Here is a 25564-nt window from a genome sequence, read left to right as displayed (position 1 = left end):
TTGCTTACCGCGTCAGGAAAAATTGCCACTATGCTTTAGCCATAAATGTGCTGAATGCGAAAAATCACTGGCAATCTGTTTAAGGGTTAACCTAAAATAGCCGTCCAGATGTTAATCCATCTATACTGATTAACTGTTAGACTGCCTGTCGTTCAACCTGCGGCGAATTCCCAGAACATCAGCACATTGCACTGATGCGGGCGCCAATCAGCAGCAGTCTGCACTACATGAATTACTTTAGGGTGAAGAAAACATGGCTAAACACCTATTTACGTCCGAGTCTGTATCAGAAGGGCATCCCGACAAAATCGCTGACCAAATCTCCGACGCGGTGCTGGATGCGATCCTCGAGCAGGATCCAAAAGCGCGCGTAGCCTGTGAGACCTACGTCAAGACCGGCATGGTGCTGGTCGGCGGCGAAATCACCACCAGCGCATGGGTTGATATCGAAGAGATTACCCGTAACACGGTGCGTGAAATCGGCTACGTGCATTCTGATATGGGCTTTGATGCCAACTCTTGCGCCGTGCTTAGCGCCATTGGCAAACAGTCCCCGGACATCAACCAGGGCGTTGACCGCACCGATCCGCTGGAACAGGGCGCGGGCGACCAGGGCCTGATGTTTGGCTATGCGACCAACGAAACCGACGTGCTGATGCCAGCGCCAATCACCTACGCTCATCGTCTGGTTCAGCGCCAGGCCGAAGTGCGTAAAAACGGCACCCTGCCGTGGCTGCGTCCGGACGCGAAAAGCCAGATCACCTTCCAGTATGACGACGGCAAAATCGTCGGCATCGATGCGGTTGTGCTTTCTACCCAGCACTCTGAAGACGTGGCGTTGAAAACGCTGCAGGAAGCGGTGATGGAAGAGATCATCAAGCCGGTTCTGCCAGCAGAATGGCTGAACGCTTCCACCAAATACCACATCAACCCAACCGGACGTTTCGTTATCGGTGGCCCAATGGGCGACTGCGGTCTGACCGGCCGTAAAATTATCGTTGATACCTACGGCGGCATGGCTCGTCACGGCGGCGGCGCGTTCTCCGGTAAAGATCCGTCCAAGGTTGACCGCTCTGCGGCATACGCTGCGCGTTACGTTGCGAAAAACATCGTGGCCGCGGGCCTTGCTGACCGCTGTGAGATTCAGGTTTCCTACGCTATCGGCGTGGCTGAGCCAACCTCCATCATGGTTGAAACCTTCGGCACCGAGAAAATCTCTACCGAGCAGCTTACCCTGCTGGTGCGTGAGTTCTTCGATCTGCGCCCATACGGCCTGATTCAGATGCTGGACCTGCTTCACCCAATCTATAAAGAAACCGCTGCATACGGTCACTTTGGTCGCGAGCATTTCCCTTGGGAAAAAACCGACAAAGCCGCCCTGCTGCGTGAAGCGGCTGGCCTGTAACATTCCTCACCGCGCATCGTTTTTCCTCACAAACCCGGCTCTGGCCGGGTTTTTTATCGCCTGCCTCCCACCGTCGTGTATGAATGTGCGACCTATACAAATTTGTGTTCATACTTTTGAGATGCATACCAGCCGCAACTCTTTATTCCATATTAAGCACTGCTTAAGACACACTTTTAGTTAACACCGGTGTTTCATTAAATATTAGCTATCCATAAAAAACATGCAGTTACCCACCCTCAGACTTTCCTCAAAAATCTCATTGTTACAATAAATGTTAACATGTTGATTTTCTTTTTATGGATGTCTTTGCCTTATTGCTCAATACATTCACGGTGATAATATTATCCCACAAACACGACACATCACATTGACTCATCATGTTTTTGAATATAGCTCAAATGTATTCATTAAAGGTTAATGACAACAAATGAAAAATTTTAAAAGTAGCCTTTCGTTATTATTAACGGTCACGGCAGCAGCATTTTTATTTTCTTCATCGGCCAGCGCGGGTATCACCGTTTACCCTATCGCTGTTGGCATGAACGAAGGCAATAGTTCACAAATTAAAGTTTTCACTAACTCCGATAAAACCGAGTTTGTAAGAACGACCATCAAAAAGATAAATAACCCCGGTTCGAAACAAGAAAACGAATCGTCAGTTAGCCAGGCATCAGGAAATATGCTTGTCGTCACACCGGAAAAATTTGCCTTATCTCCGGGGGCAACGCGAATTATTCGCTTGGTTAACCTTGTACCACCAGTAAATGAAGAAGTTTACCGGGTCTATTTCGAAAATGTTTCAAGTCTCGACGACTCGGCAGCCCCGGCAAATAATGAAGTACAGGTTGGGGTTAACATGATTTGGGGCGTTCTGGTGAACGTTGCGCCTGCCCGGCCACACGTTGACTTCACCCTCAACGCCTCGGCAAGAGAAGTGAATAATACCGGGAATATACATTTAAAAATTTCCAGCATCGGTTTATGCCCTAAAAGCGGAACGGATGCAGGATGCAAATGGAGCAAAGGGGTCAAGAAAAGCGTCTACCCTGGACAAAAGATGATTTTGCCTGCTGAATATTTTAGCGGAATGAATTATCAGACCGTCCGCGTTAAATATATTAACTGGGTAGATAAGACCTCTGCTGAAAAGGAATTTATTTCTAGCAGACCATAGGTTTGCAGAAAATGGAAATATAGAGCGTAGCTCTAAAAGTAAATCGCATAATGATATGCAAATTCACCAAAAGGATATTTATCATGAACAAGTTTGTTAAACCATTGCTCGCTACGGTCATCATGGGTCTTGCTATTAATGCTTTCGCAGTACAGAAAGATATTACTGTCACTGCAAACGTTGATGCAACCCTGGATATGACCACCGAAACTGGCGCGGCATTACCATCTACGATGGTAATGTCATATATGCCGGGTACCGGTCTGCAACCATTGATGCAACAGACGAAAATCTTTTCTAACGATCCGGATAAAGACGTAAACATCAGTCTTGCGGGTGCTCCTCAGCTGCTGGATACCCTGGGCTCAAGCCCGGCGATTCCACTGACTGTTAAGTACGGCAGCACCACATTAACTGCCGCTCCGCAAGTTCTGACTGCCACAACTCTTTTCCCTACTGGCGACACAACTAATGGCTCCATTATTCAGCCATTAATGATTAGCCAGTCCACTCAAAAGGTTGTTCCTACCGGCCGTTACAGTGGCATCGTCAGTCTAATTCTGACTCAAGCGGCAGCTACACCTGCTCCTTAAGTTCAGACGTTAGTTAGTACGTATTTACTCTCTATACCCTCACTCATCGGCCTGCTCGCCAGGCCGACTTTACCCTTTATTTGTCTAAAAAAAGGAAAATGAATCATGAAAACCAGGAAAATATCGCTTTGTTTCCTTGTGGTTCATTTTGCTTTGTTTAGCGCTTCTGCTCTTGCAACACAAAACGTCCCACCCGGCTTTGAAGAACTGGTTAAAGGGCAGCAGGTCTGGCTTGAAGTTAACGTCTTAGGCCAGTCAGTGGGCCTGTTTGAGGCGACGGTCTCGCTTGACAACGTTACCTTTAAGGATCCCAACGGACTGTTAAAAGCGCTCAACCTTAAAACGCAGCCTGGGAACGCCGACTATCAAGAAATCCTGACCGCGCTGTCGGGCCCGCTTGCCCGCCACGGTAACCTGGCCTGTAGCAGCAATGCTGACGCGCAGGGCTGTGGCTATCTGGAAACGGACAGCGTGGCGATTATCTATGACGAAAATAACAACCGAGTCGATCTCTTTGCCAATAAAGAACTTCTGCCTGAAGGGGATAAACATGCCATTTATTACACGCCAACGCGCCAGGCGGAAAACGCGCTTATCCATCAGCAAACCCTGAACGTCTCGGCCCAGAATGATTACAAAACGCTTTCTTTACAGGGCGCGGGGGCTTTAGGGGTACTTGAAGATAGCTATCTGGGCATCGACTGGCTGCTGAACTCATTTCAGGGAGACAGCAGCAGCCAGCAAACCCTGGCCGTAGATGATTTTTACTACCGCCAGTCGCTTGGCGTGCGGCATTACCTGCAGGCGGGCCGGATGGATTCGCGAGATCTTTCCAGCAGCCTGGGCGGTAACATCAGCTTTTCACTGCTGCCGCTTAAATCTATCGACGGGATGCGCCTTGGCAGCAGCCTGAGCTATCTCAACCAGGTGGAAGCCAGCAAAGGCACGCCCATCGTGGTTCTGCTTTCAGCAAAATCTCGCATAGACGCCTATCGCGGCGGCCTGCTGCTTGGCTCTTACTATCTGGACAACGGCTCTAACACGCTGGACACCAGCAATTTTCCCGGCGGGAGCTACGCCGTGACGCTGAAAATTTACGAAAATAACAATCTGGTACGCACTGAAACCCAGCCCTTCACCAAAACGGGCGGCATTAGCGACGGCCACCTGCAGTGGTTTATGCAGTTCGGCGAAACCGCGCAGGACAGCAATGTTTTCTCTAATGACGACGACTCCACGATCCAGCGAAAACCCGTGGCCCAGGCCGGTTTCAAAATGCCGCTCCCCGGCGCCTTCACTACCACTCTTGGCGTCGCAAAAACGGACGGCAACAGCTACGCGGAAAGCGGCCTACAGTGGACGCACGGCTTTGACGGCAGCATTATCGACGGGGTTTTGGACATTCAGGCCAACTATTTTAAAGGCACGGAGAATTCAAAAGGCGACGTTGAACAGATCAGCTACAACGACGGCTTTTCCTTCAGCCTTTATCGCAATGCCGCCCATGGCACGAGCTGCACGCAGTCCAACAGTGAAAAGCAGGATTACGCGGACATCGGCTGCTACACCTCGCTGAACGCCACGATTGCGGTGCCGGTGAAAGGCTGGACGACTTCGCTTGGCTACACGTGGAATACCAATAACAGCCTTTACTCTGACAGTTCTGTCTACGACCCCAACCGGCCGTTTGAAGACAACCTCGTCAACAACACCCAATCGCAGACCACGTCCAGCACCTGGCAGCTCAGCCTTAACAAAACCTTCAGCTTCAAGCAGGTATTGTTCACCACGCGCTTCGGCGGTTACAGCCGCCAAAGCAGCAGTAGCAGCGATAACGACAAGGGCGTTTATGTCGGATTTAGCCTATCACGCAGCACGCCTAAGGACAGCCAGCAGCGCAGCAGCAGCACGACCGTTAGCTCAAACTATCAAAGCTCGCAGACGGGTTCAGGCCAGCTGAGCTATAACGCAGCGCAAAACTGGGACTGGGGTAACAACAACGAGCGCGAAGTAGAGATAAACGTTGGCGGGAACAACACCGACAACGCGACGGCGTCGCTGAGCGGCCGCATGAACGGCAAATATGGCGACAGCAACGTCACCCTTTCCGACAGCTATGATAACGAGCAGCATAACCATGAAACCTCGCTGACGGGAAGCTATAGCTCCTCACTATCCGTTTCGAAATCAGGCGCGTTCTGGGGGCCCGCTGGCAACGGATCGCCAGGTGCTGCCGTCGCGGTCAACGTTAAAGGCGAGGAAGAAGACGAAGACGACGATAGCGAAGCGGATAATAATGCGCTCATTGATGTCGACGTCGCTGGCGGCGGCTCGGCGCAGCTCAATAAGGGCAGCCATGTACTCTTCCCGGTAGGCGGATTTGAACAGGGGCGCGTATCGATCAATGAAAGCCAGGACGTCAGCGAAGGCAGCCAGGCAAACATCACGGAAGGTGCCGGCAGCCAGCAGTTATTCCTGCTGCCGGGCAAACTGAAGGTTCAGGAAGTAAAAATGGAGTCGAAATATACTTTCGTCGGCCAATTGATTGATACCAACAACCAGCCGATTATGCCGGATAAAATACTCAACGCTTCGATGTTCAGCGCTTCTGAAGACGGTGGCTTTACGGCAGAAGTTAACCGTATGCTAAAAAATCTCTATCTCATCAAACAGGGAACGGCCTATCAGTGCTCGTTAAAAATCCTTTCATCGCAGGACGTCGTCCGCTATGTGGGTAAAACCAGCTGTTCAGAAATATCCCTGGTTTCTCTGCCTGATGATTTACACGCTCTTATTACTGCCTCGCTAAATAGCTCATCACCTTCAGCGAAGACAGAGTAATGAAAGAGAATAAATGATATGAAAATGAAACTGTATCTCTTCACTTTATTTCAACTATTAATCATCTCGTTAATAGCCAGCCAAAGCGCTTTCGCCGAAGTGGTCACACCAACTGGGCGGGAAACGTATATCACCGGAACCTACGATCTTTCTTCTGCACCGTCGAAAATAGATATTTGGGTTAATGAAACCGGCGGGATCGATACGTCCAACCCGTACCTATGGGGTAGAAATAACTGGCGATGCTTGTCTTCCACATCACCCGCGACCGGGAAATGTAAAAGTGGGGAAGCCTCGGCAGGTGGAGGTGACTGGGGCGGAAAAGGGCATACTTTAATACCGACGTTGTTCATCGAGAAAAGAACCCACGCACAGGCGGTGATTAATATTGAGGGCTACCATAACAGCGACGGTGTTCAATATTATTTAACCGCCGCCGCAATTAACATCGCGCCTCAAGCCTTAAACAACACCTGGATTCCCCAGACGGAGTTAGCAAAGCTTCCCATCGGCGGAATTTGGGAAGCGCATCTGGCAATGGATTTATGGCAATGGTCGCCGGGTAAAAAATTAGGAAGGTGGAATGCGTACATCACGCTTAATGTCACCGATATGAACCGGCAGCAGATCTATTTACCTGAATTTGGCCAGGCGGAACCGCTTATTGATTTAAACCTGCGTCCATTACCGGGCACCACCGGATATCAAAGTATACTGCACGGAAAAAAAACGCTGAATATGTGTTTATATGATGGTTACAACGCGGAAAGCAGCCAGTTCACCGTACAGATTAAAGGTGCAGGTAGTTTAGACAGGCCGGCAAATGTCTTTTCCGTATACCGTGAAGGCGGCTCTCGCACGGCAGACGAAGACCGAATTGATTTTTTTGTGAAGATGTTCAATCCGGTCTCTGGGGAGTTTATGGATGTTAATCGTGGTCAGAACATTGTCATCACGGATATTCAGCATGCCAGAATCCGACAGGTACATTTGCCCGAAATACCGCAGCCCGTGATATGCGTACCCTCGGCGCTTAAGTTAGAAACGGGAGATATTGCTATGGCCAGCAAAACCCAGGGGCGTTATGTCGGTATCATGACAATCGTATTCACGCCTCAGTATTAACTTACTTACCGTAAAATTTGGATTTATGGTTAACGACAATATATCTGTGGTATTGCTGATTCCTAAGAATAAAAATACTGCCAGAACCTAAAAATCGCTATGGATAGATAAAACCGAATCAACGCCATTGTAAACGTAGAGGATATCATGGCAATTAAATACACCCACCTGATAATAGTCTTTTGTGTTTACATATTATTTAATAGTGTGGCGCATGCCGATATTTTAATACCATCCGATCAAAACATTGACATTGAGGCATCATTCGATCTTGCTAATTCGCCAACAAAAATAACACTTTGGTCGGAAAAGTCCGGTGGCTATGATACTACTAACGCTTCCAGGTGGGCATTCAACTATTGGACATGTAACTCAGATTCCAATCCACTAAATGGAAAATGCTCAACAGGTAAAGGTGGCTGGGCAACATCTTTCCCAATAATTTTAACATTCACGGAAAAAAAGAGCGGCGCAACACAAAATATTAGCCTTAATGGCATGAGAAAATCTCAATTCGTTGGTGGTAGCCCCTGCGGAAACTATGGCGATTCCAAACCAATGAACGTTAGCGCTCAAAATGACTGTCAAGGTGCGGCACAGGGCGTGGCCGTGACGGTTGATATTAGCCCTTCAGAACTTAAAAAGATCCCCATTGGCGGCATATGGGAGGCCGATTTAAAATTAACTCTACATAATAGTAATAACACCGAACGCTATAACTGGGATGCTCACCTGGTGTTAAAAATCACCGACATCAATCATCAGCAGATCTACTTGCCCAAATTTGGCCAGGCGGAACCCCTAATTGACTTAAACTTACGTCCCTTACCGGGTACATCTGGGCAACATAGTATATTTCATGGCAAGAGCACTCTCGATATGTGCTTGTATGATGGTTATAACTCAGAAAGTAGCCAATTCACTATTCAGATAAAAGGGGCTGGCTCGCCAGCTAGACCGGAAAATGTCTTTTACGTATATCGTGATGGTGGCTCCTATTCAAAAGACGAAGACAGAGTGGATTTTTTTGTGAAAATGTTTAATCCGGTCACCGGACAGTTTATTGAGGTTAATCGCGGGCAGGAGATGGTCATACCAGATATTCAAAAAGCCAGAATTAGACAGGTACATTTGCCGGATATACCGCAACTGTGCTCTGTGTCCCTACTCCGCTGATGCTAGAAACGGGTGATGTAACTATCTCCAGTAAAACTGAGGGGCACTACACCGGCATCATGACTATCGTATTCACGCCGCAGTTCTAACTTATTCATATTGCTGTGTGATATATCCCAATTAAACGAAACTGAAAAATCCAATGTTCAAGAATGATATAAAATTTAATATGCAGTCGCCCGCTGACGTTATGTCATTCTTTATGAAAAAAATAGCGGTGCTTGTGATAATGATTATTCTTTATCCCTGCTTTAGCTATGCGCAATCTGTTCCTCCGGCAGACAATACGGATACAACGACCTTAACTCTGGATCTGTCCAGTATTAAATACCTGCCCACGATTCGTCTTTATGATCACGTAACCGGCGCATATGATCCCATCAATTGGAGACCGGAATGGGCGCAGAGCGGATGGTTATGTACCGATCGGGAAAATTCAGCCAACGGTATTTGCAATGCCCACGATATAGTCGACTCCGCAAACAGCGGCGACACGCTGATAAAACTGTTGTTTACCGAAAGGCGAAGCCATACACAGGTTTATCTTCAGGTCGAAGCGCGCAACTACAGTCTTTTTCCCATTGACTGTGCGGAGACGAAATCCAGCAATTTGTACTATATGAACGATGCCGGTGGCGTTCGCTGCGCCAGCAGTAAGGCCCTTGCAACGGGAAAAGAGCTTTATGCTTATCTACAAGCGACGGAGCTAAGCAAATTACCCTTCGGCGGCATATGGGAAGCCACTATGGTGCTTGAACAAAGAGGCATGATAAACCCAGGCCATACCGTTCACCTGGCGACCTGGACGAAACATATCGTTCTCGATATTACGGATGAAGACCATCAGCAAATTTATCTACCCGATTTTGGGGATGCGCAGCCGCTGATAGATTTAAATATGCATCCCTTACCGGGCGTCGATGGTCGAGTGAATATTCTGCACGGAGAAAATTCACTGGGCCTGTGTTTATATGACGGCTTTAACTCGCAAAGTAGCCAGTTCACCGTGCAAATGAAAAACCAGGGGCCGGATAGCAGAGCCGCTAACCTATTTTCACTGTATCGCGAGGGGGGATCGAAGACTAAAGATGAAGACCGCATTGATTTCACCGTCAGGATGCTTGATCCCACGCGAAATAAATATACGAACGTAAAAAGAGAAGAAGATATCTTTTTCGATAATATTCAGCAGGCACAAACAAGGCTGGTGCATTTATCAGGCATTCCTGAAGCGGTGCTCTGTGTGCCCACGCCCCTGAAATTGGAAACGGTTGATACCACAATTAACAAAAAAAACCAGGGCCGGTATGTCGGGAATTTAACCTTTATATTCACGGAAATTTTTTAACTCCTCATCATGAAAGAGAAATTTATGGCTTACGCAAAAAAACTCTTACTGGCCACCACGATGTTAGTCCCCACGCTGGGCCAGGCGAATATCCAGATATCACCCATGAAGGTGCTATTAAAAAATGCGCAGCCGGGAATTATCACCGTCGTCTCAAAAGGTACGACAACACAGTATATGAAGGGCTCGCTTGTTGAGGTACACAACCCAGGAACTGCCCAGGAAAGCGAAACGCCAGCGCGCCAGGGAAGTGAAAACAGCCTTGTCATTACGCCCCTAAAATTTGCTCTACCTGCGGGAAACAGCCAGACCGTGCGGGTGGTTAGCCTGGGAAGCGGCAGCGAAGAACAGTTCTATCGCGCTTACTTTCAGTCCATGACGCCCGAGCAGATGAACAGCGCGGAGCAGGACAAAAACTATCAAACGAGCCTTAGCGTCAGCCTTGTCTGGGGCGTGATAGTGATGGTGCCACCGGCCAATCCGGTTATTTCTGTGAGCTATAACCCGCACACCCGGCAGCTCAATAACAACGGAAATGTGCATATCTTCGTTAAACGAATCGGCGTTTGCCCCACATCCGCAGATGACAGCGCCTGTAGCTGGAAGGATATTAAAAAAAGCATCTATCCCCATCAGCCGCTCACGGCCGGCCTCGCCGAAGCGACCAGAATCGGAGAAGGTAACCTCCGTCTTGACTACCGCAATGACTATACTGGTAAGGAAAGCACGCTAAGTATCCCGCTGTCGATCCAGCAATGAAAGCGATTACATACCACTTTTACGGGCTAAATCTGAAGCCCGTTTATCGTTTTTCGGAATCCTGCACTTTTTGTTACATCCCGCTTCGTCAGCGTTTCGGCTTAGTCTGAAAACTCGCCAATTAGCTTGCTACATCCCCGCTTAATGCTATGTTTTAGCTCAACAAATAGTGCATACACTTCTTGACACTAGTGTAACCGATTACACTAACGTGATTGGTATCACACTATTTTACTCAGCACTAACCTACCCTTAACAACGATAAAATTGATAATTCAACTGGAGGGCTCAATGCCTGACGTTAAAAAACACAAGCGCTCAAACAAGAGCATGACGTTTTTTGTCTGCTTCCTTGCAGCGCTGGCAGGTTTACTGTTTGGTCTGGATATCGGCGTTATCGCTGGTGCCCTGCCGTTTATCGCTAACGATTTCCAGATTAGCTCACACACGCAGGAATGGGTTGTTAGCTCCATGATGTTCGGTGCCGCCGTGGGCGCGGTTGGCAGCGGCTGGCTCTCCTTCCGCCTCGGGCGTAAATACAGCCTGATGATCGGTGCGGTACTCTTCGTGGCCGGCTCGCTGTGCTCCGCATTCGCGCCGAACGTAGAAGTGCTGATTGTTTCCCGCGTACTGCTTGGCCTGGCCGTCGGCGTGGCGTCTTATACCGCTCCGCTTTACCTGTCCGAGATTGCGCCGGAAAAAATCCGTGGCAGCATGATTTCGATGTATCAGCTGATGATCACCATCGGTATTCTCGGCGCATACCTGTCCGATACCGCTTTCAGCTACTCCGGCTCGTGGCGCTGGATGCTGGGCGTGATCACCATTCCTGCCCTGCTGCTGCTGGTCGGCGTATTCTTCCTGCCGGACAGCCCGCGCTGGTTCGCCGCCAAACGCCGCTTCCATGATGCCGAACGCGTGCTGCTACGCCTGCGCGACACCAGCGCCGAAGCGAAACGCGAGCTGGAAGAGATCCGCGAAAGCCTGCAGGTTAAGCAGAGCGGATGGTCGCTGTTTAAAGACAACAGCAACTTCCGCCGCGCGGTTTTCCTTGGCGTGCTGTTACAGGTGATGCAGCAGTTCACCGGTATGAACGTCATCATGTATTACGCGCCGAAAATCTTTGAAATCGCAGGCTTTACCAATACCACGCAGCAAATGTGGGGCACGGTTATCGTCGGCCTAATCAACGTGCTGGCGACCTTTATCGCTATCGGTCTGGTTGACCGCTGGGGCCGTAAACCGACGCTGGTGCTGGGCTTCCTGGTCATGGCAACGGGGATGGGCGTGCTGGGCACCATGCTGCACGTGGGCATTCACTCCCAGGGCGCGCAGTACTTCGCCATCGCTATGCTGCTGATGTTTATCGTTGGTTTTGCGATGAGCGCCGGGCCGCTGATTTGGGTGCTGTGCTCTGAAATCCAGCCGCTTAAGGGCCGCGATTTCGGTATCACCTGCTCAACCACGACCAACTGGATTGCCAACATGATCGTCGGCGCAACGTTCCTGACCATGCTCAATACACTGGGTAACGCGAACACCTTCTGGGTTTACGCCGGTCTGAACATCTTCTTTATCGTGCTGACGCTGTGGCTGGTACCGGAAACCAAACATGTCTCCCTGGAGCACATCGAACGTAACCTGATGAAAGGCCGTCCGTTACGTGAGATTGGCGCACACGACTAAGTCTACATCAGCCCTTCTCCGCGAGGAGAGGGGCTTGCACCCCGCCCCGCCCCATTCTATTCTCTGCCGTTATGAAATCCCCACGACTCCCCATCGCCATCCAACAGGCCGTTATGCGCTGCCTGCGGGAAAAACTTCAGCAGGCAAACCTGCACCTTGGCCGCAGTTACCCGGAACCGAAGCTGGTGTATCAACAGCGCGGCACCGCTGCGGGCACCGCGTGGATGGAAAGCTACGAAATCCGTCTGAACCCGGTACTGCTGATGGAAAACCAGCAGGCCTTTATCGAAGAGGTGGTTCCCCACGAGCTAGCGCACCTGCTGGTCTGGAAACACTTTGGCCGCGTGGCGCCGCACGGCAAAGAGTGGAAATGGATGATGGAGGCGGTGCTCGGCGTGCCCGCGCGTCGAACGCATCAGTTTGAGGTGCAGTCCGTGCGCAAAAATACCTTCCCCTACCGCTGCCGGTGCCAGCTGCATCAGCTCACCGTTCGCCGTCACAACAAGGTGCTGCGGGGCGAATCCGAATACCGCTGCGTCCATTGTGGTGACCTGTTAAAGCCTGAAGTTACAACTCCCTGTAATTAAAATAATTAATCAGAATCTTTCCCAATCGCGCTGGTTGAAACTGGATAAATCCTCAGGTAGGGTGCGGGCAGGTTTTAGTTAGGATTCTGGAAATGTCTCGCAAATATTCTTTGGCTGTTGCAGTTGTTGCAGCCCTCACCTCTTTTTCCGCCCTTAGCGCGGGTATCAACAGCTTCTCGCAGGCAAAAACGGCGGGCGTAAAGGTGAACGCCGATGCGCCGGGGGATTTCTACTGCGGCTGTAAAATTAGCTGGCAGGGCAAGAAAGGGATTCCGGACCTTGAATCCTGCGGCTACAAGGTGCGTAAAAACGAAAACCGCGCCACGCGCATCGAATGGGAACACGTTGTCCCGGCCTGGCAATTTGGCCACCAGCGCCAGTGCTGGCAGGACGGCGGCAGAAAGAACTGCACCAAAGACCCGGTCTATCGCCAGATGGAAAGCGACATGCACAACCTCCAGCCTGCCGTCGGGGAGGTGAATGCCGACAGAAATAACTTTATGTACGGCCAGTGGAACGGTGGCGAAGGCCAGTACGGGCAGTGCGCAATGAAGGTAGACTTCAAGGAAAAGGTCGCCGAGCCACCTGCGCGAGCGCGCGGAGCCATCGCCCGCACCTACTTCTATATGCGCGACCAATATCAGCTCAACCTTTCACGCCAGCAGACGCAGCTATTTGAAGCCTGGAATAAGATGTATCCGGTCAGCGCCTGGGAATGCGAGCGCGACGCGCGCATCGCCAAAGTCCAGGGCAATCATAACCCTTACGTGCTGCGGGCTTGCCAGGCACAAAACAGCTAACCTACACTAGCGTCCATTGCTCATTTAGCTGTGATGATCGAGCCGATTTCTGTAGGTCGGGTAAGGCAAGGCCGCCACCCGACAATCCCGGTGGATGGCACTTCGTTTATCCACCCTACGACCGAGCATACAGCCTAACTATCGGATATTTTACGCATGCGTATACCCCGCATTCATCACCCTGAACTACTTACCGTCGGCCAGGAAGTCGCGCTCAGCGAAGATGCCGCCAACCACGTGGGCCGCGTGCTGCGTATGGGCGCAGGTCACGCCGTGCTGCTGTTTGACGGCAGCAACCAGGTCTTTGAGGCAGAAATCGTACAGGCCGATAAGAAAAGCGTGCGGGTAAAAGTGCTCGCCGCGCAGACAGATGACCGGGAATCCCCTTTGCATCTGCATCTGGGCCAGGTGATGTCGCGCGGTGAGAAAATGGAGTTTACGGTGCAGAAGGCCGTTGAGCTGGGCGTGAACGTGATTACACCTTTGTTTTCCGAGCGCTGTGGCGTAAAACTGGATGCCGAACGTCTGAACAAAAAGCTCGCGCAGTGGCAAAAAATTGCCGTTGCCGCCTGCGAGCAATGTGGCCGCAACGTGGTGCCGGAAATCCGCCCGGCGATGGATCTTGACGCATGGTGCGCCGAGCAGGATGACAGCCTTAAGCTCAATCTGCATCCGCGCGCCAGCGCCAGCATCAACACCCTGCCGCAGCCGGTCGAACGCGTACGCCTGCTGATTGGCCCGGAAGGCGGCCTAACGGCGGATGAAATTGCCATGACCGCAGACCACCAGTTTACTGATATCTTGTTAGGACCACGCGTTCTGCGCACTGAGACTACCGCGCTCACCGCCATCACCGCACTGCAGGTGCGTTTTGGCGACCTGGGCTAAAGGAGAAAAAATGATCAAGCTCGGCATCGTGATGGACCCCATCGCACACATCAACATCAAGAAAGACTCAAGCTTTGCCATGCTGCTCGAAGCGCAGCGCCGCGGTTATGAACTCCACTATATGGAAATGGCCGACCTGTACCTGATCAACGGCGAAGCGCGCGCGCGGACTCGCGTGGTTAACGTCGAGCAGAATTACGACAAATGGTATGAATTCGGCAGCGAGCAGGACATCGCCCTTGCGGATCTCAACGTAGTGCTGATGCGCAAAGACCCGCCGTTTGACACCGAATTTATCTACGCGACCTATATCCTCGAACGCGCTGAGGAGCAAGGTACGCTTATCGTCAACAAGCCGCAGAGCCTGCGCGACTGTAACGAAAAGCTGTTCACCGCCTGGTTTGCGGATTTAACCCCGGAAACCCTGGTGACGCGCAACAAGGCGCAGCTTAAGGCTTTCTGGCAGAAGCACGGCGATATCATCATGAAGCCGCTGGACGGCATGGGCGGCACGTCGATCTTCCGCGTGAAAGAAGGCGATCCAAACCTCGGCGTGATTGCCGAAACCCTGACCGAACTTGGCAACCGCTACTGCATGGCGCAGAACTACCTGCCAGCCATCGTTGACGGCGACAAGCGCGTGCTGGTCGTCGACGGCGAGCCGGTTCCTTACTGCCTGGCGCGTATTCCGCAGGGCGGCGAAACCCGTGGTAACCTGGCCGCCGGTGGCCGTGGCGAACCGCGTCCGCTGACCGAAAGCGACTGGGAAATTGCCCGTCGCGTTGGCCCAACGCTTAAAGCTAAAGGCCTGATCTTTGTCGGCCTCGACATTATCGGCGACCGCCTGACCGAGATTAACGTCACAAGCCCGACCTGCATCCGCGAAATCGAAGCCGCGTTCCCGGTGTCGATTACCGGCATGCTGTTTGACGCCATTGAGAAACGCCTCGCGAAGTAATCTTTGAATGGCGGTAGGGAAACCGCCAGCTAGTGACAGCCTGCCTCTTTCCCCGCATACTGGGCGCTGTCGCTTTTTCAACCGGGATCAGAACCTCTGACAATGAATTTACAGCATCACTTTCTTATTGCCATGCCGGCTCTCCAGGACCCCCTTTTTAAGCGTGCCGTAGTTTATATCTGCGAATACAACGAAGATGGCGCAATGGGGATTATCATCAACAAACCCCTCGAAAACCTGCAGGTTGAAGGCGTGCTACAAAAGCTGAAGATCGAACCCGATCCGCGCGACCCGGCTATTCGTCTTGATAAACCGGTATTCATCGGTGGCCCGCTGGCAGAAGACCGCGGCTTCATCCTGCATACCCCGCCAGACGCGTTTGCCTCGAGCATTCATATTTCAGACGATACGGTGATTACGACCTCCCGCGACGTGCTGGAAACCATCGGCACGCCAAGCCAGCCGAAGGACGTCATTGTGGCACTGGGCTACTCCTCCTGGGAGAAAGGCCAGCTCGAGCAGGAAATCCTCGAAAACGCCTGGCTGACCGCCCCGGCGGACGCCAACATTCTGTTCCACACCCCCATTGCCGAACGCTGGCGCGAAGCCGCGAAGCTTATTGGCGTGGATATCCATAATATGCCTGGCGAAGCGGGACACGCGTAATGAGCAGTGGAACACTTTTAGCGTTTGATTTCGGCACCAAAAGCATCGGCGTAGCCATCGGCCAGCGCATTACCGGCACAGCCCGCCCGCTTACCGCGTTGAAAGCTCAGGACGGCACGCCGGACTGGAACGCCATTGAAAAAATCCTTAAGGAGTGGCAGCCGGATGAAGTAGTCGTCGGCCTGCCGCTGAACATGGACGGCACCGAACAGCCTCTCACCGCCCGCGCCCGCAAATTCGCCAACCGCCTGCACGGCCGCTTCGGCGTTAAGGTTTCATTGCAGGATGAACGCCTCAGCACGGTTGAAGCAAGGGCTGGCCTGTTTGAGCACGGCGGCTTTCGCGCGCTTAACAAAGGCAGCATTGATTCCGCCTCGGCGGTGGTGATTCTGGAAAGCTGGTTTGAATACAATCCCTGATTGAAACCTTTGTGGCGGATAGCAACGTCTATCCGCCTTTCGCTCTGAGCGACTCTCTTTTCTCCCCGTCTCACTCACGTCACGTGACCATTAGCATAACCACAACTCTGGGTTTCCCTACTTTCTGCAAGCCGCCCCTCCGCACGCAGCATCCCCTCGCTTTGCGCAAAGCTTTGCATACCATGCTGCTGGCCCGTTTGCAGCAGCCCCGGCAGCTGGTGCGTTTTGCCTTCGCGAATAAGATTTGCCACCGCCGAGGTGGCGATAAGCAGTTCGTAAAGAGCTACGCGACCGCCCTGCGCGGCGGGCATCAGCCTTTGCGCCAGTATGGCCTTAAGGCTGCCCGCAAGCTGGCTGCGGATGTGGTTTTTTTCTTCGGCGGGGAAGACGTCCACCAGCCTTTCCACCGCCTGCGCCGCGCCGCGCGTGTGCAGCGTCGCCAGGACCAGATGGCCCGTTTCCGCCGCCGTCAGCGCTAGCCGTATGGTTTCAACGTCACGCAGTTCGCCCAGCAGGATGACGTCAGGGTCTTCGCGCAGCGTGGCCTTTAGTCCTGACGCAAAAGAACGGCAGTGCGTACCACATTCCCTTTGCTGAACGAGGCAGCGCTGCGAGAGGTGAACGAATTCAATCGGGTCTTCGAGGGTAACGATATGCCCGTCGAGGTGCTGATTAAGGTATTCCACCATCGCGGCAAGCGTTGTGGATTTGCCGCTGCCGGTCGCCCCGGTGACCAGAATCAGGCCGTCGGGCATTTGCAGCAGCTCGGGGATTTTTGGCGGCATGCCTAAGACATCCAGCGCCAGACAGTGCGACGACAGCAGGCGCAGCGCGAGCGAGTAACCGTGGAGCTGGCGAAAAGCATTCGCGCGAAGGCGCACTCCCTCCCCAAGCGTTACGGCAAAATCCAGCTGGCCCACCTCTTCAAGCTCCGCAAACTGTTCGCGTGTTAACCAGTCCGCCAGCAGCCTTTGCGGGTCGGGAGCCTCTTCGGGCAACGGTTTCAGCTCCCCTTGCCTGCGCCAGCGTGCAGATTGCCCCGTGCACAGGTGTAGATCGGAGACGTTATGCTTTACACTAAGGGCCACAATTTCTTCGATATCCATATCACTTTCCAACGTATGAACGAGATAGCGCACAATCTGGCACAGGTTCACCACAAAATCTCAGCGGCAGCAGAACGCTGCGGCCGTGCTTCCGAAGAAGTTACTTTGCTTGCAGTCAGCAAAACAAAACCTGCGAGCGCGATCGAAGAAGCGGTTGCCGCCGGGCAGCGCGCCTTCGGCGAAAACTACGTGCAGGAAGGCGTGGATAAAATTCGCTACTTCGCCGAAAACGGCGGCGAGCGGCTGGAGTGGCACTTTATTGGCCCGCTGCAGTCGAACAAAAGCCGCCTGGTGGCCGAGCATTTTGACTGGTGCCATACGGTAGACAGGCTGCGCATTGCCACGCGTTTAAACGAGCAGCGCCCAGCCGAGCTTGGCCCGCTTAACGTACTGATTCAAATAAATATCAGCGATGAAAATAGCAAATCCGGCATCGCGCTAAGCGAGCTTCAACAGCTTGCGGCGGACGTAGCCGCGCTGCCGGGTTTGGTGTTACGGGGTTTAATGGCTATTCCCGCCCCTGAACCCGATTACGAGCGTCAGTTTGCCGTGTGCAGCCGGATGGCTGCGGCATTCGAAACGCTCAAAAGCCGTTATCCAACGGTAGATACGTTGTCTTTGGGCATGACCGATGACATGGACGCCGCGATTGCCGCTGGCAGCACCATGGTGCGCATTGGAACCGCTATTTTCGGCGCGCGGGATTACTCCGCTCGCTAAACACTAAACTTTGAGGAACGCCATGCAGATGTTGACCTTCCTGGTTTCTACGGTCATTGAGTTGTATGTGATGGTGCTGCTGCTGCGCATCTGGATGCAGTGGGCACGCACCGATTTTTACAACCCGTTTTCGCAGTTTGTGGTGAAAGCGACGCAGCCAATTATCAGCCCGCTACGCCGCGTTATCCCGTCGATGGGGCCAGTTGATACCGCTTCGCTGATCGTCGCCTACGTGCTGTGCCTGATTAAAGCGATGGTGCTGTTCCAGGCCATTAGCTTCGCGCCAATCATCTGGATTGCCGCCCTGCTGGTGTTGCTGAAAACCGCAGGCCTGCTGTTCTTCTGGGTGATGATTATCCGCGCGCTGATGAGCTGGGTGAGCCAGGGCCGCAGCCCGGTTGAGTTCGTGTTGATGCAGCTGACCGAGCCGTTTATGGCGCCGGTTCGCCGTATTTTGCCTGCGATGGGCGGCATCGACTTCTCCGGCATGATCGTTATCCTCGCCCTGTACGCGCTGAATATCGGCGTGGCCGAGCTGTTAGCCCTCTCCGGCAATATGCTGCTGCCGAGCCTGTGGATGGCGCTTTGAGTGCAGTAAATCAAACCTCCGACGGGCTGGTTTTACGGCTGTATATTCAGCCAAAAGCCAGCCGGGACAGCATTGTCGGGCTGCATGGCGACGAGTTAAAAGTCGCCATCACCGCCCCGCCGGTAGACGGCAAAGCTAACGCCCATCTGGTAAAGTATCTCGCAAAACTTTTTCGCGTCGCCAAAGGCCAGGTGCTGGTCGAAAAGGGCGAACTGGGCCGTCATAAGCAGATTAAGATTATCGACCCGCAACAAATCCCGACGGAAGTCGCGGCACTGCTCGAATAATTCACAGGAATTCACTATGCAAAAAGTTGTCCTCGCTACCGGTAACGCCGGTAAAGTGCGTGAACTCGCCGATTTACTGCGCGACTTCGGTCTGGACGTGGTGGCGCAAACCGAACTTGGCGTCGAATCCGCAGAAGAAACCGGCCTGACGTTTATCGAAAATGCCATTTTAAAAGCTCGCCACGCGGCCCAGGTTACCGGTCTGCCCGCCATCGCCGATGACTCTGGCCTGGCCGTGGACGTGCTCGGCGGCGCGCCGGGAATTTACTCCGCCCGCTATGCAGGCCTTGAGGCGTCCGACCAGCAGAACCTCGAAAAGCTGCTTGCTACACTTAAAGATGTGCCCGACGAGCAGCGCAAAGCCCAGTTCCACTGCGTGCTGGTGTACTTGCGCCACGCCGAAGATCCCACCCCGCTGGTATTCCACGGCAGCTGGGACGGCGAAATCACCCGCGAGGCCGCGGGCGCGGGCGGCTTTGGCTATGACCCAATCTTCTACGTGCCGAGCGAAGGCAAAACCGCCGCTGAGCTTACTCGCGACGAAAAGCGCGCCATCTCCCACCGCGGGCAGGCGCTGAAACTGTTACTGGAAGCAATGAAAAATGGCTAATTTGCCACCGCTGAGTCTCTATATTCACATCCCGTGGTGCGTGCAGAAGTGCCCCTACTGTGACTTCAACTCCCACGCGCTGAAGGGTGACGTACCGCACGACGAGTACGTCAGCCACCTGCTGCGCGATCTGGATAACGACGCGCCGATGGCACAAGGACGTGAAATAAAGACCATCTTTATCGGTGGCGGTACGCCAAGCCTGCTCTCAAGCGAGGCGATGCAAAACCTGCTCGACGGCGTGCGCGCTCGCCTGCCGCTGGCAGCAGATGCGGAAATCACCATGGAAGCGAACCCGGGCACGGTCGAAGCCGACCGCTTCGTGGGCTATCAGCGCGCCGGGGTGAACCGCATCTCCATCGGCGTGCAGAGTTTTAGCGAGCCGAAGCTTAAGCGCCTTGGCCGTATTCACGACGCCGGTGAAGCGAAACGCGCGGCGAATCTGGCAAGCGGCCTGGGGCTGCGCAGCTTTAACTTAGACCTGATGCACGGCCTGCCGGACCAGTCTCTTGAAGAGGCGCTGGACGACCTGCGCCAGGCCATCGAGCTTAACCCGCCGCACCTGTCGTGGTATCAGCTGACCATCGAGCCAAACACGCTGTTCGGCTCGCGCCCGCCGAAGCTGCCGGACGACGACGCGCTGTGGGATATCTTCGAGCAGGGCGACAGGCTGCTGACCGCCGCGGGCTATCGGCAGTACGAAACTTCCGCCTACGCGAAGCCGGGCTACCAGTGCCAGCATAACCTGAACTACTGGCGCTTCGGCGACTATTTGGGCATCGGCTGCGGCGCGCACGGCAAAATCACCTTTGAGGACGGGCGCATTCTGCGAACGGCGAAAACCCGCCATCCGCGCGGCTATATGGAAGGAAGGTATCTCGAACGCCAGCACGACGTGGAGCAGGAAGACAAGCCGTTTGAGTTCTTTATGAACCGCTTCCGCCTGCTTGAAGCCGCGCCGCGCCGCGAGTTCACGCTCTATACGGGGCTTGATGAAGCGGTAATTCGCCCGCAGCTGGATGAAGCGATTGCGAAGGATTATCTGGTGGAAACGCCGGAGCACTGGCAGATCACCGAGCACGGCAAGCTGTTTTTAAATTCGCTGTTGGAGCTGTTTTTGGCGGAGTGATGTGGGACAGGCGGCGGATGGCGCTATCGCTTATCCGCCCTACGAAATAAGCAGTTATAGGGCGAAAAAGCGCTACGCCCTACGGCGATTTGTAGTTCGAGGAAGCGCAGCGCCATCCACCACAATCGGCTCAATCGGGCGCAAAACCTTACTTCAACGTTTCAACCAGCCCTTTACGCTGACCTTCCAGCGTTACCACTTTGCTGCACACGTCGCGGCCAAACTGTTCGAAATCCTGTTCCTGGTTTTTCCACTCGTTTTGAATCGAAGTTTGCAGGCCGCCGAGGCTGCCCAGCACGCCCTGCAGCGGGTTGCCGCCGCCTTTGAGCACGGCTTTTGCGCCCATTTCGTTGATGCTGTCCTGCAGGATGCCGCCCATCGCCTGATTCACCAGGTTCTGGCCGTCGGCGCGCACCTGATCGATCGCTTTATAGTGGAAGGTTAACCCATCCGGACGGCGCTCGATAATGCGGTTCATCTGCTCTTTAAGCTGCGCGTCGAGCTTGGTCAGGCGACCGCGCATATTGCTGCTTTCACCCACTTCCTTGGCGATGATTTTATCCAACGCAACGCGGCCTTTTTCCACGCGGTTGCGTGCGCCGGTGTCAATCCACGGCAGGTCGGCGCGCAGCGCTTTCTGGTAATCAATTGCCAGCTGACGCTGGGTTGCATTTAGCGTGTGCGGCTTGCCGTTGAACTGCAGGCTGCCGTCCGGCGCGATAACCAGGTTGCCGTTCTCGCCTACCACCTGAACGGACTGCGGGTTGATAACCACGTCGTCGCGCGGGGTCACGCTACATTTATAGTCGGCCTGTGCCTGCATCGCGGTAAGCAGCAGAACACCCATCAGAGCCTTACGAATCATAGCTTCTCCTGATAAAAAAACGGGCCGGTTAAACCGACCCGTGACTGACTATCAATCCCACCAGACGTCGAACAGGTCGCTTGTGCGAACATCTTCGAGCTTGCGATCTTCAAGCCATTTACGCACCAGCGCCTGATGCTCTTCGGTGCATTTACCGATTTCCTGCATGCAGATCAGACCATCCCACGCCAGGTGGCCGCCGCCGTCAAAGGCAAGGCCGTTTTTGTCGATGACTTCATTGATAAACTCGTCGACGGTTTTATCGATCTGCTCTTCCGAGGTGCCTTCCGGGAAACGCCATGCAACTGAGAACCCCAATTCCTGGAATTCGTCGATGTGCATTTTCTTACGCAGACGACGGCTACGATTTTTTGCCATTATTTTACCCTCTCGAACATTAAGTCCCATACGCCGTGGCCAAGACGATGGCCACGTTGTTCAAATTTGGTCACCGGACGCGAATCCGGACGCGGTACGTAGTCGTTACTCTCTGACAGGTTTTGATAACCGTCGATCGAGGACATCACTTCGAGCATGTGTTCGGCATAAGGTTCCCAATCGGTCGCCATATGGAACACGCCGCCCAGTTTCAGTTTGCTTTTTAACAGCTCGGCAAAAGGTACCTGAACGATACGGCGTTTATTATGACGTGCTTTATGCCATGGGTCGGGGAAAAACAGCTGCACCATGGTTAAAGAATTGTCAGGAATCATGTTTTCCAGCACTTCCACCGCGTCGTGGCACATTACGCGCAGGTTTTCGACGCCCGCTTCATGTGCCGTGCTCAGGCAGGCACCGACGCCAGGCGAGTGCACTTCGATGCCGAGGAAGTTCTGCTCAGGCTTAGCCTGCGCCATCGCCACAAGCGATGAGCCCATGCCAAAACCGATTTCCAGCGTTACCGGCGCATCGCGGCCAAACAGGGCGACAAAATCTGCCGGGGCGGCTTCAAACTCAACGCCCATCACCGGCCAGTAGTTTTCCAGCGCGTGCTCCTGGCCTTTAGTCAGACGGCCCTGACGGCGGACAAAGCTACGAATCCGGCGCAGCGCGCGGCCTTCTTCATTAAATTCCGGTGAAATGACGTCATTGTTCATGGGTTTTGGCTACGTATTAGTGTTCGGGAAACGGGCATTATCCAAAGTTAAGGGTGAGTTGCAAGAAAAGCCGAGAAAGTTCCGGTTTACAGCCCTCCGTGGTCTGTGCTGGAATCGGCACCCTGATTTCACCCATTGCCGGATGCCCCGCGTTGACGATACAAGCGCCTCAATTCGCCCACCAGGTTCTTGACTGGTACCACAAGTTTGGGCGTAAAACCCTGCCCTGGCAGCTCGAAAAGACGCCTTATAAAGTATGGCTCTCAGAAGTGATGTTGCAACAAACGCAGGTCGCGACCGTTATTCCTTACTTTGAGCGCTTTATGGCACGTTTCCCAACGGTGACCGATCTCGCCAACGCGCCGCTCGACGAGGTTTTGCACCTGTGGACCGGCCTCGGCTACTACGCCCGCGCGCGCAATCTACATAAGGCCGCGCAAAAAGTGGCGACGGTTCACGGCGGCGTCTTTCCGGAAACCATTGAAGAGGTGGAAGCCCTGCCCGGCGTCGGTCGCTCCACGGCGGGGGCCATTTTGTCCCTTTCGCTCGGCAAACACTTTCCTATTCTCGACGGCAACGTTAAGCGCGTGCTGGCCCGCTGCTACGCCGTGTCGGGCTGGCCGGGCAAGAAGGACGTGGAAAAACGGCTGTGGGAAATTAGCGAGCAGGTCACTCCCGCCCTTGGCGTCAGCCAGTTCAACCAGGCGATGATGGACCTTGGCGCGATGGTCTGCACGCGCTCAAAGCCAAAATGCGAACTCTGCCCGCTTAACAACGGCTGTGTGGCCTACGCTCACGGCACCTGGGCAAGCTATCCGGGCAAGAAGCCAAAAGTCACTCTGCCGGAGCGCACCGGGTACATGCTTATGATGCAGCAGGGCCACGAAGTGTTTCTCGCCCAGCGCCCCGCCGTTGGCCTGTGGGGCGGGCTGTACTGTTTTCCGCAGTTCACAAGCGAAAGCGAGCTGCGCGACTGGCTGGCGCAGCGCCAGATATCCGCCGATAATCTCACGCAGCTAACCGCCTTCCGCCACACTTTCAGCCATTTCCATCTGGATATTGTGCCAATGTGGCTTCCCGTGTCGTCATTCACCGGGTGCATGGATGAAGGAACCGCTCTCTGGTATAACTTAGCGCAGCCACCGTCTGTAGGCCTTGCCGCTCCCGTTGAGCGCCTGTTACAGCAATTACATGCAGACCCGGTAGTGATTAACACTGCCAGAGCTTTTGAAGAGGAATAATCATGAGCAGAACGATTTTTTGTACCTACCTGCAGCGCGAGGCCGAAGGCCAGGACTTCCAGCTCTATCCGGGCGAGCTAGGCAAACGCATCTATAACGAGATCTCTAAAGAAGCCTGGGCGCTGTGGCAGGCCAAGCAAACCATGCTGATTAATGAACGCAAAATGAGCATGATGAACCCGGAACACCGCAAAGAGCTGGAAGCCGAAATGGTGAACTTCCTGTTCGAAGGCAAAGAAGTCCACATTGAAGGCTTCACGCCGCCAGAAAAATAAAAACAAGGGGCCGCTGGCCCTTTTTGCTAATCACAACACGCAAATACATACACGGAACGATGAAAAAATTTCTCGCGCTAGCTTTGGTTGCCCCGCTGCTCATCTCGTGTTCGAGCAAAAAAGACGACGCCTATAACGAAGCCTTTATTAAGGATACGAACGGGTTTGATATTTTGATGGGGCAGTTTGCCCACAACATCGAGAATATCTGGGGAATGAAGGAAGTGCTGATCGCCGGTCCAAAGGACTACGTTAAATATACCGATCAGTATCTGACCCGTAGCCACATCAACTTTGACGACGGTACCATTACCGTTGAAACCATCGCTGGCACCGATCCCGCCGCGCACCTGCGGCAGGCCATTATCAGCACCCTGCTGATGGGCGACGATCCTGGCTCAATCGATCTTTACTCCGACGCCAACGACGTGCTGATCTCGAAGATGCCGTTCCTGTATGGCCAGGTGGTGGACAACACCGGGCAGCCGATCCGCTGGGAAGGCCGCGCATCCAAGTTCGCCGATTATCTGCTGCAAACGCGCATGAAAAGCCGCTCAACGGGGCTTAAGATCGTCTATAGCGTGACGATTAACCTGGTGCCGAACCACCTTGATAAGCGTGCCCATAAGTACATCGGGATGGTGCGCAAAGCGTCGAAGAAATACGGCGTGGACGAGTCGCTGATCCTTGCGATCATGCAAACCGAATCGAGCTTCAACCCGTATGCGGTAAGCCACGCGGATGCGCTGGGCCTGATGCAGGTTGTGCAGCACAGCGCGGGCGTTGATGTGTTTAAATCGCAGGGGAAATGGGGCAAGCCGAGCCGCAGCTACCTGTTCGACCCGGAAAGCAATATCGACACCGGCACCGCGTATCTTGCCATTCTGCAGGACAGCTACCTGAGCGGCATCGATAACCCAACCTCGCGTCGCTACGCGGTGATCACCGCTTACAACGGCGGCGCGGGCAGCGTGCTGCGCGTGTTCAACAGCGACAAACAGCGCGCCTTCAGCATCATCAACAGCATGGGCGCGGACGACGTTTACCAGACGCTGACCACGCGCCATCCGTCTGCGGAATCGCGCCACTATCTTTATAAAGTGAATACCGCGCAGAAGAGCTATCGTCGGCGGTAATCGGGTTTGTGTCGGGTGGCGCTAGCGCTTACCCGACCTACCCTATTTTCTCCCTCTCCCACCGGGAGAGGGCCGTGGTAA

26 protein-coding genes and 1 pseudogene are annotated in these 25564 nt (G+C 53.5%); 23 read left to right on the top strand and 4 right to left on the bottom strand.

Going from position 1 to position 25564, the window contains the following annotated elements; all coding sequences use genetic code 11:
- Positions 1 to 253 precede the first annotated feature (253 nt).
- From metK to ruvX, 15 genes and pseudogenes are all read left to right on the top strand, one after another.
- Positions 254 to 1405 carry a methionine adenosyltransferase gene (metK, locus tag ACSPHG_RS03775; RefSeq protein WP_435952202.1) on the top strand — a complete coding sequence of 384 codons (1152 nt, stop codon included), beginning with the start codon at positions 254 to 256 and terminating at the stop codon, positions 1403 to 1405.
- Between the two features lie 430 nt (positions 1406 to 1835).
- Positions 1836 to 2582, top strand: coding sequence for a fimbria/pilus periplasmic chaperone (locus tag ACSPHG_RS03770; RefSeq protein WP_435952201.1), 747 nt, complete (start codon positions 1836 to 1838; stop codon positions 2580 to 2582).
- Between the two features lie 83 nt (positions 2583 to 2665).
- Positions 2666 to 3175 (top strand): CS1 type fimbrial major subunit, encoded by a 510-nt coding sequence (locus ACSPHG_RS03765; RefSeq protein ID WP_435952200.1) that lies wholly within the window; start codon positions 2666 to 2668, stop codon positions 3173 to 3175.
- Positions 3176 to 3280: 105 nt separating this feature from the next.
- Positions 3281 to 6016 (top strand): TcfC E-set like domain-containing protein, encoded by a 2736-nt coding sequence (locus ACSPHG_RS03760; RefSeq protein ID WP_435952199.1) that lies wholly within the window; start codon positions 3281 to 3283, stop codon positions 6014 to 6016.
- 18 nt (positions 6017 to 6034) lie between these two features.
- Positions 6035 to 7141, top strand: a complete 1107-nt coding sequence (locus ACSPHG_RS03755) for a CblD like pilus biogenesis initiator family protein (protein WP_435952198.1) — start codon at positions 6035 to 6037, stop codon at positions 7139 to 7141.
- Positions 7142 to 7288: 147 nt separating this feature from the next.
- A pseudogene (locus ACSPHG_RS03750) lies at positions 7289 to 8406 on the top strand (CblD like pilus biogenesis initiator family protein).
- A gap of 53 nt (positions 8407 to 8459) precedes the next feature.
- Positions 8460 to 9665 (top strand): CblD like pilus biogenesis initiator family protein, encoded by a 1206-nt coding sequence (locus ACSPHG_RS03745; protein WP_435952197.1) that lies wholly within the window; start codon positions 8460 to 8462, stop codon positions 9663 to 9665.
- A 24-nt stretch (positions 9666 to 9689) separates the two neighbouring features.
- On the top strand, positions 9690 to 10424 hold the full coding sequence (locus tag ACSPHG_RS03740; RefSeq protein ID WP_435952196.1) for a fimbrial protein: 735 nt from the start codon (positions 9690 to 9692) through the stop codon (positions 10422 to 10424).
- A 291-nt stretch (positions 10425 to 10715) separates the two neighbouring features.
- On the top strand, positions 10716 to 12110 hold the full coding sequence (locus tag ACSPHG_RS03735; protein ID WP_435952195.1) for a sugar porter family MFS transporter: 1395 nt from the start codon (positions 10716 to 10718) through the stop codon (positions 12108 to 12110).
- A gap of 71 nt (positions 12111 to 12181) precedes the next feature.
- The gene (locus ACSPHG_RS03730; protein ID WP_435952194.1) at positions 12182 to 12697 is read left to right on the top strand and encodes a SprT family zinc-dependent metalloprotease; all 516 of its coding nucleotides are present in this window, start codon (positions 12182 to 12184) and stop codon (positions 12695 to 12697) included.
- A gap of 92 nt (positions 12698 to 12789) precedes the next feature.
- A complete protein-coding gene (endA, locus tag ACSPHG_RS03725; RefSeq protein ID WP_435952193.1) occupies positions 12790 to 13497 on the top strand; it encodes a deoxyribonuclease I in 708 nt (235 codons plus the stop codon).
- 156 nt (positions 13498 to 13653) lie between these two features.
- Entirely contained in the window at positions 13654 to 14385 is a 732-nt protein-coding gene (rsmE, locus tag ACSPHG_RS03720; RefSeq protein WP_435952192.1) for a 16S rRNA (uracil(1498)-N(3))-methyltransferase, read from the top strand.
- 10 nt (positions 14386 to 14395) lie between these two features.
- Positions 14396 to 15343, top strand: coding sequence for a glutathione synthase (gene gshB, locus ACSPHG_RS03715; RefSeq protein ID WP_435952191.1), 948 nt, complete (start codon positions 14396 to 14398; stop codon positions 15341 to 15343).
- A gap of 102 nt (positions 15344 to 15445) precedes the next feature.
- Entirely contained in the window at positions 15446 to 16009 is a 564-nt protein-coding gene (locus ACSPHG_RS03710) for a YqgE/AlgH family protein (protein ID WP_435952190.1), read from the top strand.
- Positions 16009 to 16428: a Holliday junction resolvase RuvX gene (gene ruvX / locus ACSPHG_RS03705; protein ID WP_435952189.1), complete on the top strand. Its 420-nt coding sequence runs from the start codon at positions 16009 to 16011 to the stop codon at positions 16426 to 16428. The genes ACSPHG_RS03710 and ruvX overlap by 1 nt, the downstream gene beginning before the upstream one ends.
- 74 nt (positions 16429 to 16502) lie before the next feature.
- On the opposite strand, the gene ACSPHG_RS03700 is transcribed toward ruvX, so the two are convergent.
- Complete coding sequence (locus ACSPHG_RS03700) at positions 16503 to 17534, bottom strand: type IV pilus twitching motility protein PilT (RefSeq protein WP_435952188.1); 1032 nt, start codon at positions 17532 to 17534, stop codon at positions 16503 to 16505.
- A 15-nt stretch (positions 17535 to 17549) separates the two neighbouring features.
- On the opposite strand from ACSPHG_RS03700, the gene ACSPHG_RS03695 reads away from it, so the two are divergent.
- From ACSPHG_RS03695 to hemW, 5 genes are read left to right on the top strand one after another with little or no spacing between them, the layout of a single operon-like run.
- A complete protein-coding gene (locus ACSPHG_RS03695; protein ID WP_435955932.1) occupies positions 17550 to 18254 on the top strand; it encodes a YggS family pyridoxal phosphate-dependent enzyme in 705 nt (234 codons plus the stop codon).
- Positions 18255 to 18276: 22 nt separating this feature from the next.
- Entirely contained in the window at positions 18277 to 18843 is a 567-nt protein-coding gene (locus tag ACSPHG_RS03690) for a YggT family protein (RefSeq protein ID WP_435952187.1), read from the top strand.
- Positions 18840 to 19130: a DUF167 family protein YggU gene (yggU, locus tag ACSPHG_RS03685; protein WP_435952186.1), complete on the top strand. Its 291-nt coding sequence runs from the start codon at positions 18840 to 18842 to the stop codon at positions 19128 to 19130. The genes ACSPHG_RS03690 and yggU overlap by 4 nt, the downstream gene beginning before the upstream one ends.
- A 16-nt stretch (positions 19131 to 19146) precedes the next feature.
- Complete coding sequence (locus ACSPHG_RS03680; protein ID WP_435952185.1) at positions 19147 to 19740, top strand: XTP/dITP diphosphatase; 594 nt, start codon at positions 19147 to 19149, stop codon at positions 19738 to 19740.
- Positions 19733 to 20869, top strand: a complete 1137-nt coding sequence (gene hemW, locus ACSPHG_RS03675) for a radical SAM family heme chaperone HemW (protein WP_435952184.1) — start codon at positions 19733 to 19735, stop codon at positions 20867 to 20869. The genes ACSPHG_RS03680 and hemW overlap by 8 nt, the downstream gene beginning before the upstream one ends.
- 148 nt (positions 20870 to 21017) lie before the next feature.
- On the opposite strand, the gene ACSPHG_RS03670 is transcribed toward hemW, so the two are convergent.
- From ACSPHG_RS03670 to trmB, 3 genes are read right to left on the bottom strand one after another with little or no spacing between them, the layout of a single operon-like run.
- Positions 21018 to 21734, bottom strand: a complete 717-nt coding sequence (locus ACSPHG_RS03670; protein WP_435952183.1) for a YggN family protein — start codon at positions 21732 to 21734, stop codon at positions 21018 to 21020.
- A 51-nt stretch (positions 21735 to 21785) separates the two neighbouring features.
- Positions 21786 to 22112, bottom strand: coding sequence for a YggL family protein (locus tag ACSPHG_RS03665; RefSeq protein ID WP_435952182.1), 327 nt, complete (start codon positions 22110 to 22112; stop codon positions 21786 to 21788).
- On the bottom strand, positions 22112 to 22831 hold the full coding sequence (gene trmB / locus ACSPHG_RS03660; protein ID WP_435952181.1) for a tRNA (guanosine(46)-N7)-methyltransferase TrmB: 720 nt from the start codon (positions 22829 to 22831) through the stop codon (positions 22112 to 22114). The genes ACSPHG_RS03665 and trmB overlap by 1 nt, the downstream gene beginning before the upstream one ends.
- A gap of 158 nt (positions 22832 to 22989) precedes the next feature.
- On the opposite strand from trmB, the gene mutY reads away from it, so the two are divergent.
- The 3 genes from mutY to mltC are packed head-to-tail and all read left to right on the top strand — an operon-like array spanning position 22990 to position 25483.
- Positions 22990 to 24072 (top strand): A/G-specific adenine glycosylase, encoded by a 1083-nt coding sequence (gene mutY, locus ACSPHG_RS03655; protein WP_435955931.1) that lies wholly within the window; start codon positions 22990 to 22992, stop codon positions 24070 to 24072.
- Positions 24073 to 24074: 2 nt separating this feature from the next.
- Positions 24075 to 24347 (top strand): oxidative damage protection protein, encoded by a 273-nt coding sequence (locus ACSPHG_RS03650; protein WP_121263791.1) that lies wholly within the window; start codon positions 24075 to 24077, stop codon positions 24345 to 24347.
- 59 nt (positions 24348 to 24406) lie between these two features.
- Positions 24407 to 25483 carry a membrane-bound lytic murein transglycosylase MltC gene (gene mltC / locus ACSPHG_RS03645; protein ID WP_435952180.1) on the top strand — a complete coding sequence of 359 codons (1077 nt, stop codon included), beginning with the start codon at positions 24407 to 24409 and terminating at the stop codon, positions 25481 to 25483.
- The last annotated feature ends 81 nt before the right edge of the window (positions 25484 to 25564 follow it).

Origin of the sequence: Dryocola baronae, from assembly GCF_051297175.1 — a bacterium.
GTDB lineage: Bacteria > Pseudomonadota > Gammaproteobacteria > Enterobacterales > Enterobacteriaceae > Dryocola.
The sequence above is the reverse complement of the archived record's forward strand: the minus strand, read 5'-3'. Positions and strand labels throughout refer to the sequence as shown.

What these genes read in the sequence shown, in the direction of transcription:
- metK (WP_435952202.1), top strand. Translation starts at nt 254, where the DNA reads ATGGCTAAACACCTATTTACGTCCGAGTCTGTATCAGAAGGGCATCCC.
- ACSPHG_RS03770 (WP_435952201.1), top strand. Translation starts at nt 1,836, where the DNA reads ATGAAAAATTTTAAAAGTAGCCTTTCGTTATTATTAACGGTCACGGCA.
- ACSPHG_RS03765 (WP_435952200.1), top strand. Translation starts at nt 2,666, where the DNA reads ATGAACAAGTTTGTTAAACCATTGCTCGCTACGGTCATCATGGGTCTT.
- ACSPHG_RS03760 (WP_435952199.1), top strand. Translation starts at nt 3,281, where the DNA reads ATGAAAACCAGGAAAATATCGCTTTGTTTCCTTGTGGTTCATTTTGCT.
- ACSPHG_RS03755 (WP_435952198.1), top strand. Translation starts at nt 6,035, where the DNA reads ATGAAAATGAAACTGTATCTCTTCACTTTATTTCAACTATTAATCATC.
- ACSPHG_RS03745 (WP_435952197.1), top strand. Translation starts at nt 8,460, where the DNA reads ATGTTCAAGAATGATATAAAATTTAATATGCAGTCGCCCGCTGACGTT.
- ACSPHG_RS03740 (WP_435952196.1), top strand. Translation starts at nt 9,690, where the DNA reads ATGGCTTACGCAAAAAAACTCTTACTGGCCACCACGATGTTAGTCCCC.
- ACSPHG_RS03735 (WP_435952195.1), top strand. Translation starts at nt 10,716, where the DNA reads ATGCCTGACGTTAAAAAACACAAGCGCTCAAACAAGAGCATGACGTTT.
- ACSPHG_RS03730 (WP_435952194.1), top strand. Translation starts at nt 12,182, where the DNA reads ATGAAATCCCCACGACTCCCCATCGCCATCCAACAGGCCGTTATGCGC.
- endA (WP_435952193.1), top strand. Translation starts at nt 12,790, where the DNA reads ATGTCTCGCAAATATTCTTTGGCTGTTGCAGTTGTTGCAGCCCTCACC.
- rsmE (WP_435952192.1), top strand. Translation starts at nt 13,654, where the DNA reads ATGCGTATACCCCGCATTCATCACCCTGAACTACTTACCGTCGGCCAG.
- gshB (WP_435952191.1), top strand. Translation starts at nt 14,396, where the DNA reads ATGATCAAGCTCGGCATCGTGATGGACCCCATCGCACACATCAACATC.
- ACSPHG_RS03710 (WP_435952190.1), top strand. Translation starts at nt 15,446, where the DNA reads ATGAATTTACAGCATCACTTTCTTATTGCCATGCCGGCTCTCCAGGAC.
- ruvX (WP_435952189.1), top strand. Translation starts at nt 16,009, where the DNA reads ATGAGCAGTGGAACACTTTTAGCGTTTGATTTCGGCACCAAAAGCATC.
- ACSPHG_RS03700 (WP_435952188.1), bottom strand. Translation starts at nt 17,534, where the DNA reads ATGGATATCGAAGAAATTGTGGCCCTTAGTGTAAAGCATAACGTCTCC.
- ACSPHG_RS03695 (WP_435955932.1), top strand. Translation starts at nt 17,550, where the DNA reads ATGAACGAGATAGCGCACAATCTGGCACAGGTTCACCACAAAATCTCA.
- ACSPHG_RS03690 (WP_435952187.1), top strand. Translation starts at nt 18,277, where the DNA reads ATGCAGATGTTGACCTTCCTGGTTTCTACGGTCATTGAGTTGTATGTG.
- ACSPHG_RS03680 (WP_435952185.1), top strand. Translation starts at nt 19,147, where the DNA reads ATGCAAAAAGTTGTCCTCGCTACCGGTAACGCCGGTAAAGTGCGTGAA.
- hemW (WP_435952184.1), top strand. Translation starts at nt 19,733, where the DNA reads ATGGCTAATTTGCCACCGCTGAGTCTCTATATTCACATCCCGTGGTGC.
- ACSPHG_RS03670 (WP_435952183.1), bottom strand. Translation starts at nt 21,734, where the DNA reads ATGATTCGTAAGGCTCTGATGGGTGTTCTGCTGCTTACCGCGATGCAG.
- ACSPHG_RS03665 (WP_435952182.1), bottom strand. Translation starts at nt 22,112, where the DNA reads ATGGCAAAAAATCGTAGCCGTCGTCTGCGTAAGAAAATGCACATCGAC.
- trmB (WP_435952181.1), bottom strand. Translation starts at nt 22,831, where the DNA reads ATGAACAATGACGTCATTTCACCGGAATTTAATGAAGAAGGCCGCGCG.
- ACSPHG_RS03650 (WP_121263791.1), top strand. Translation starts at nt 24,075, where the DNA reads ATGAGCAGAACGATTTTTTGTACCTACCTGCAGCGCGAGGCCGAAGGC.
- mltC (WP_435952180.1), top strand. Translation starts at nt 24,407, where the DNA reads ATGAAAAAATTTCTCGCGCTAGCTTTGGTTGCCCCGCTGCTCATCTCG.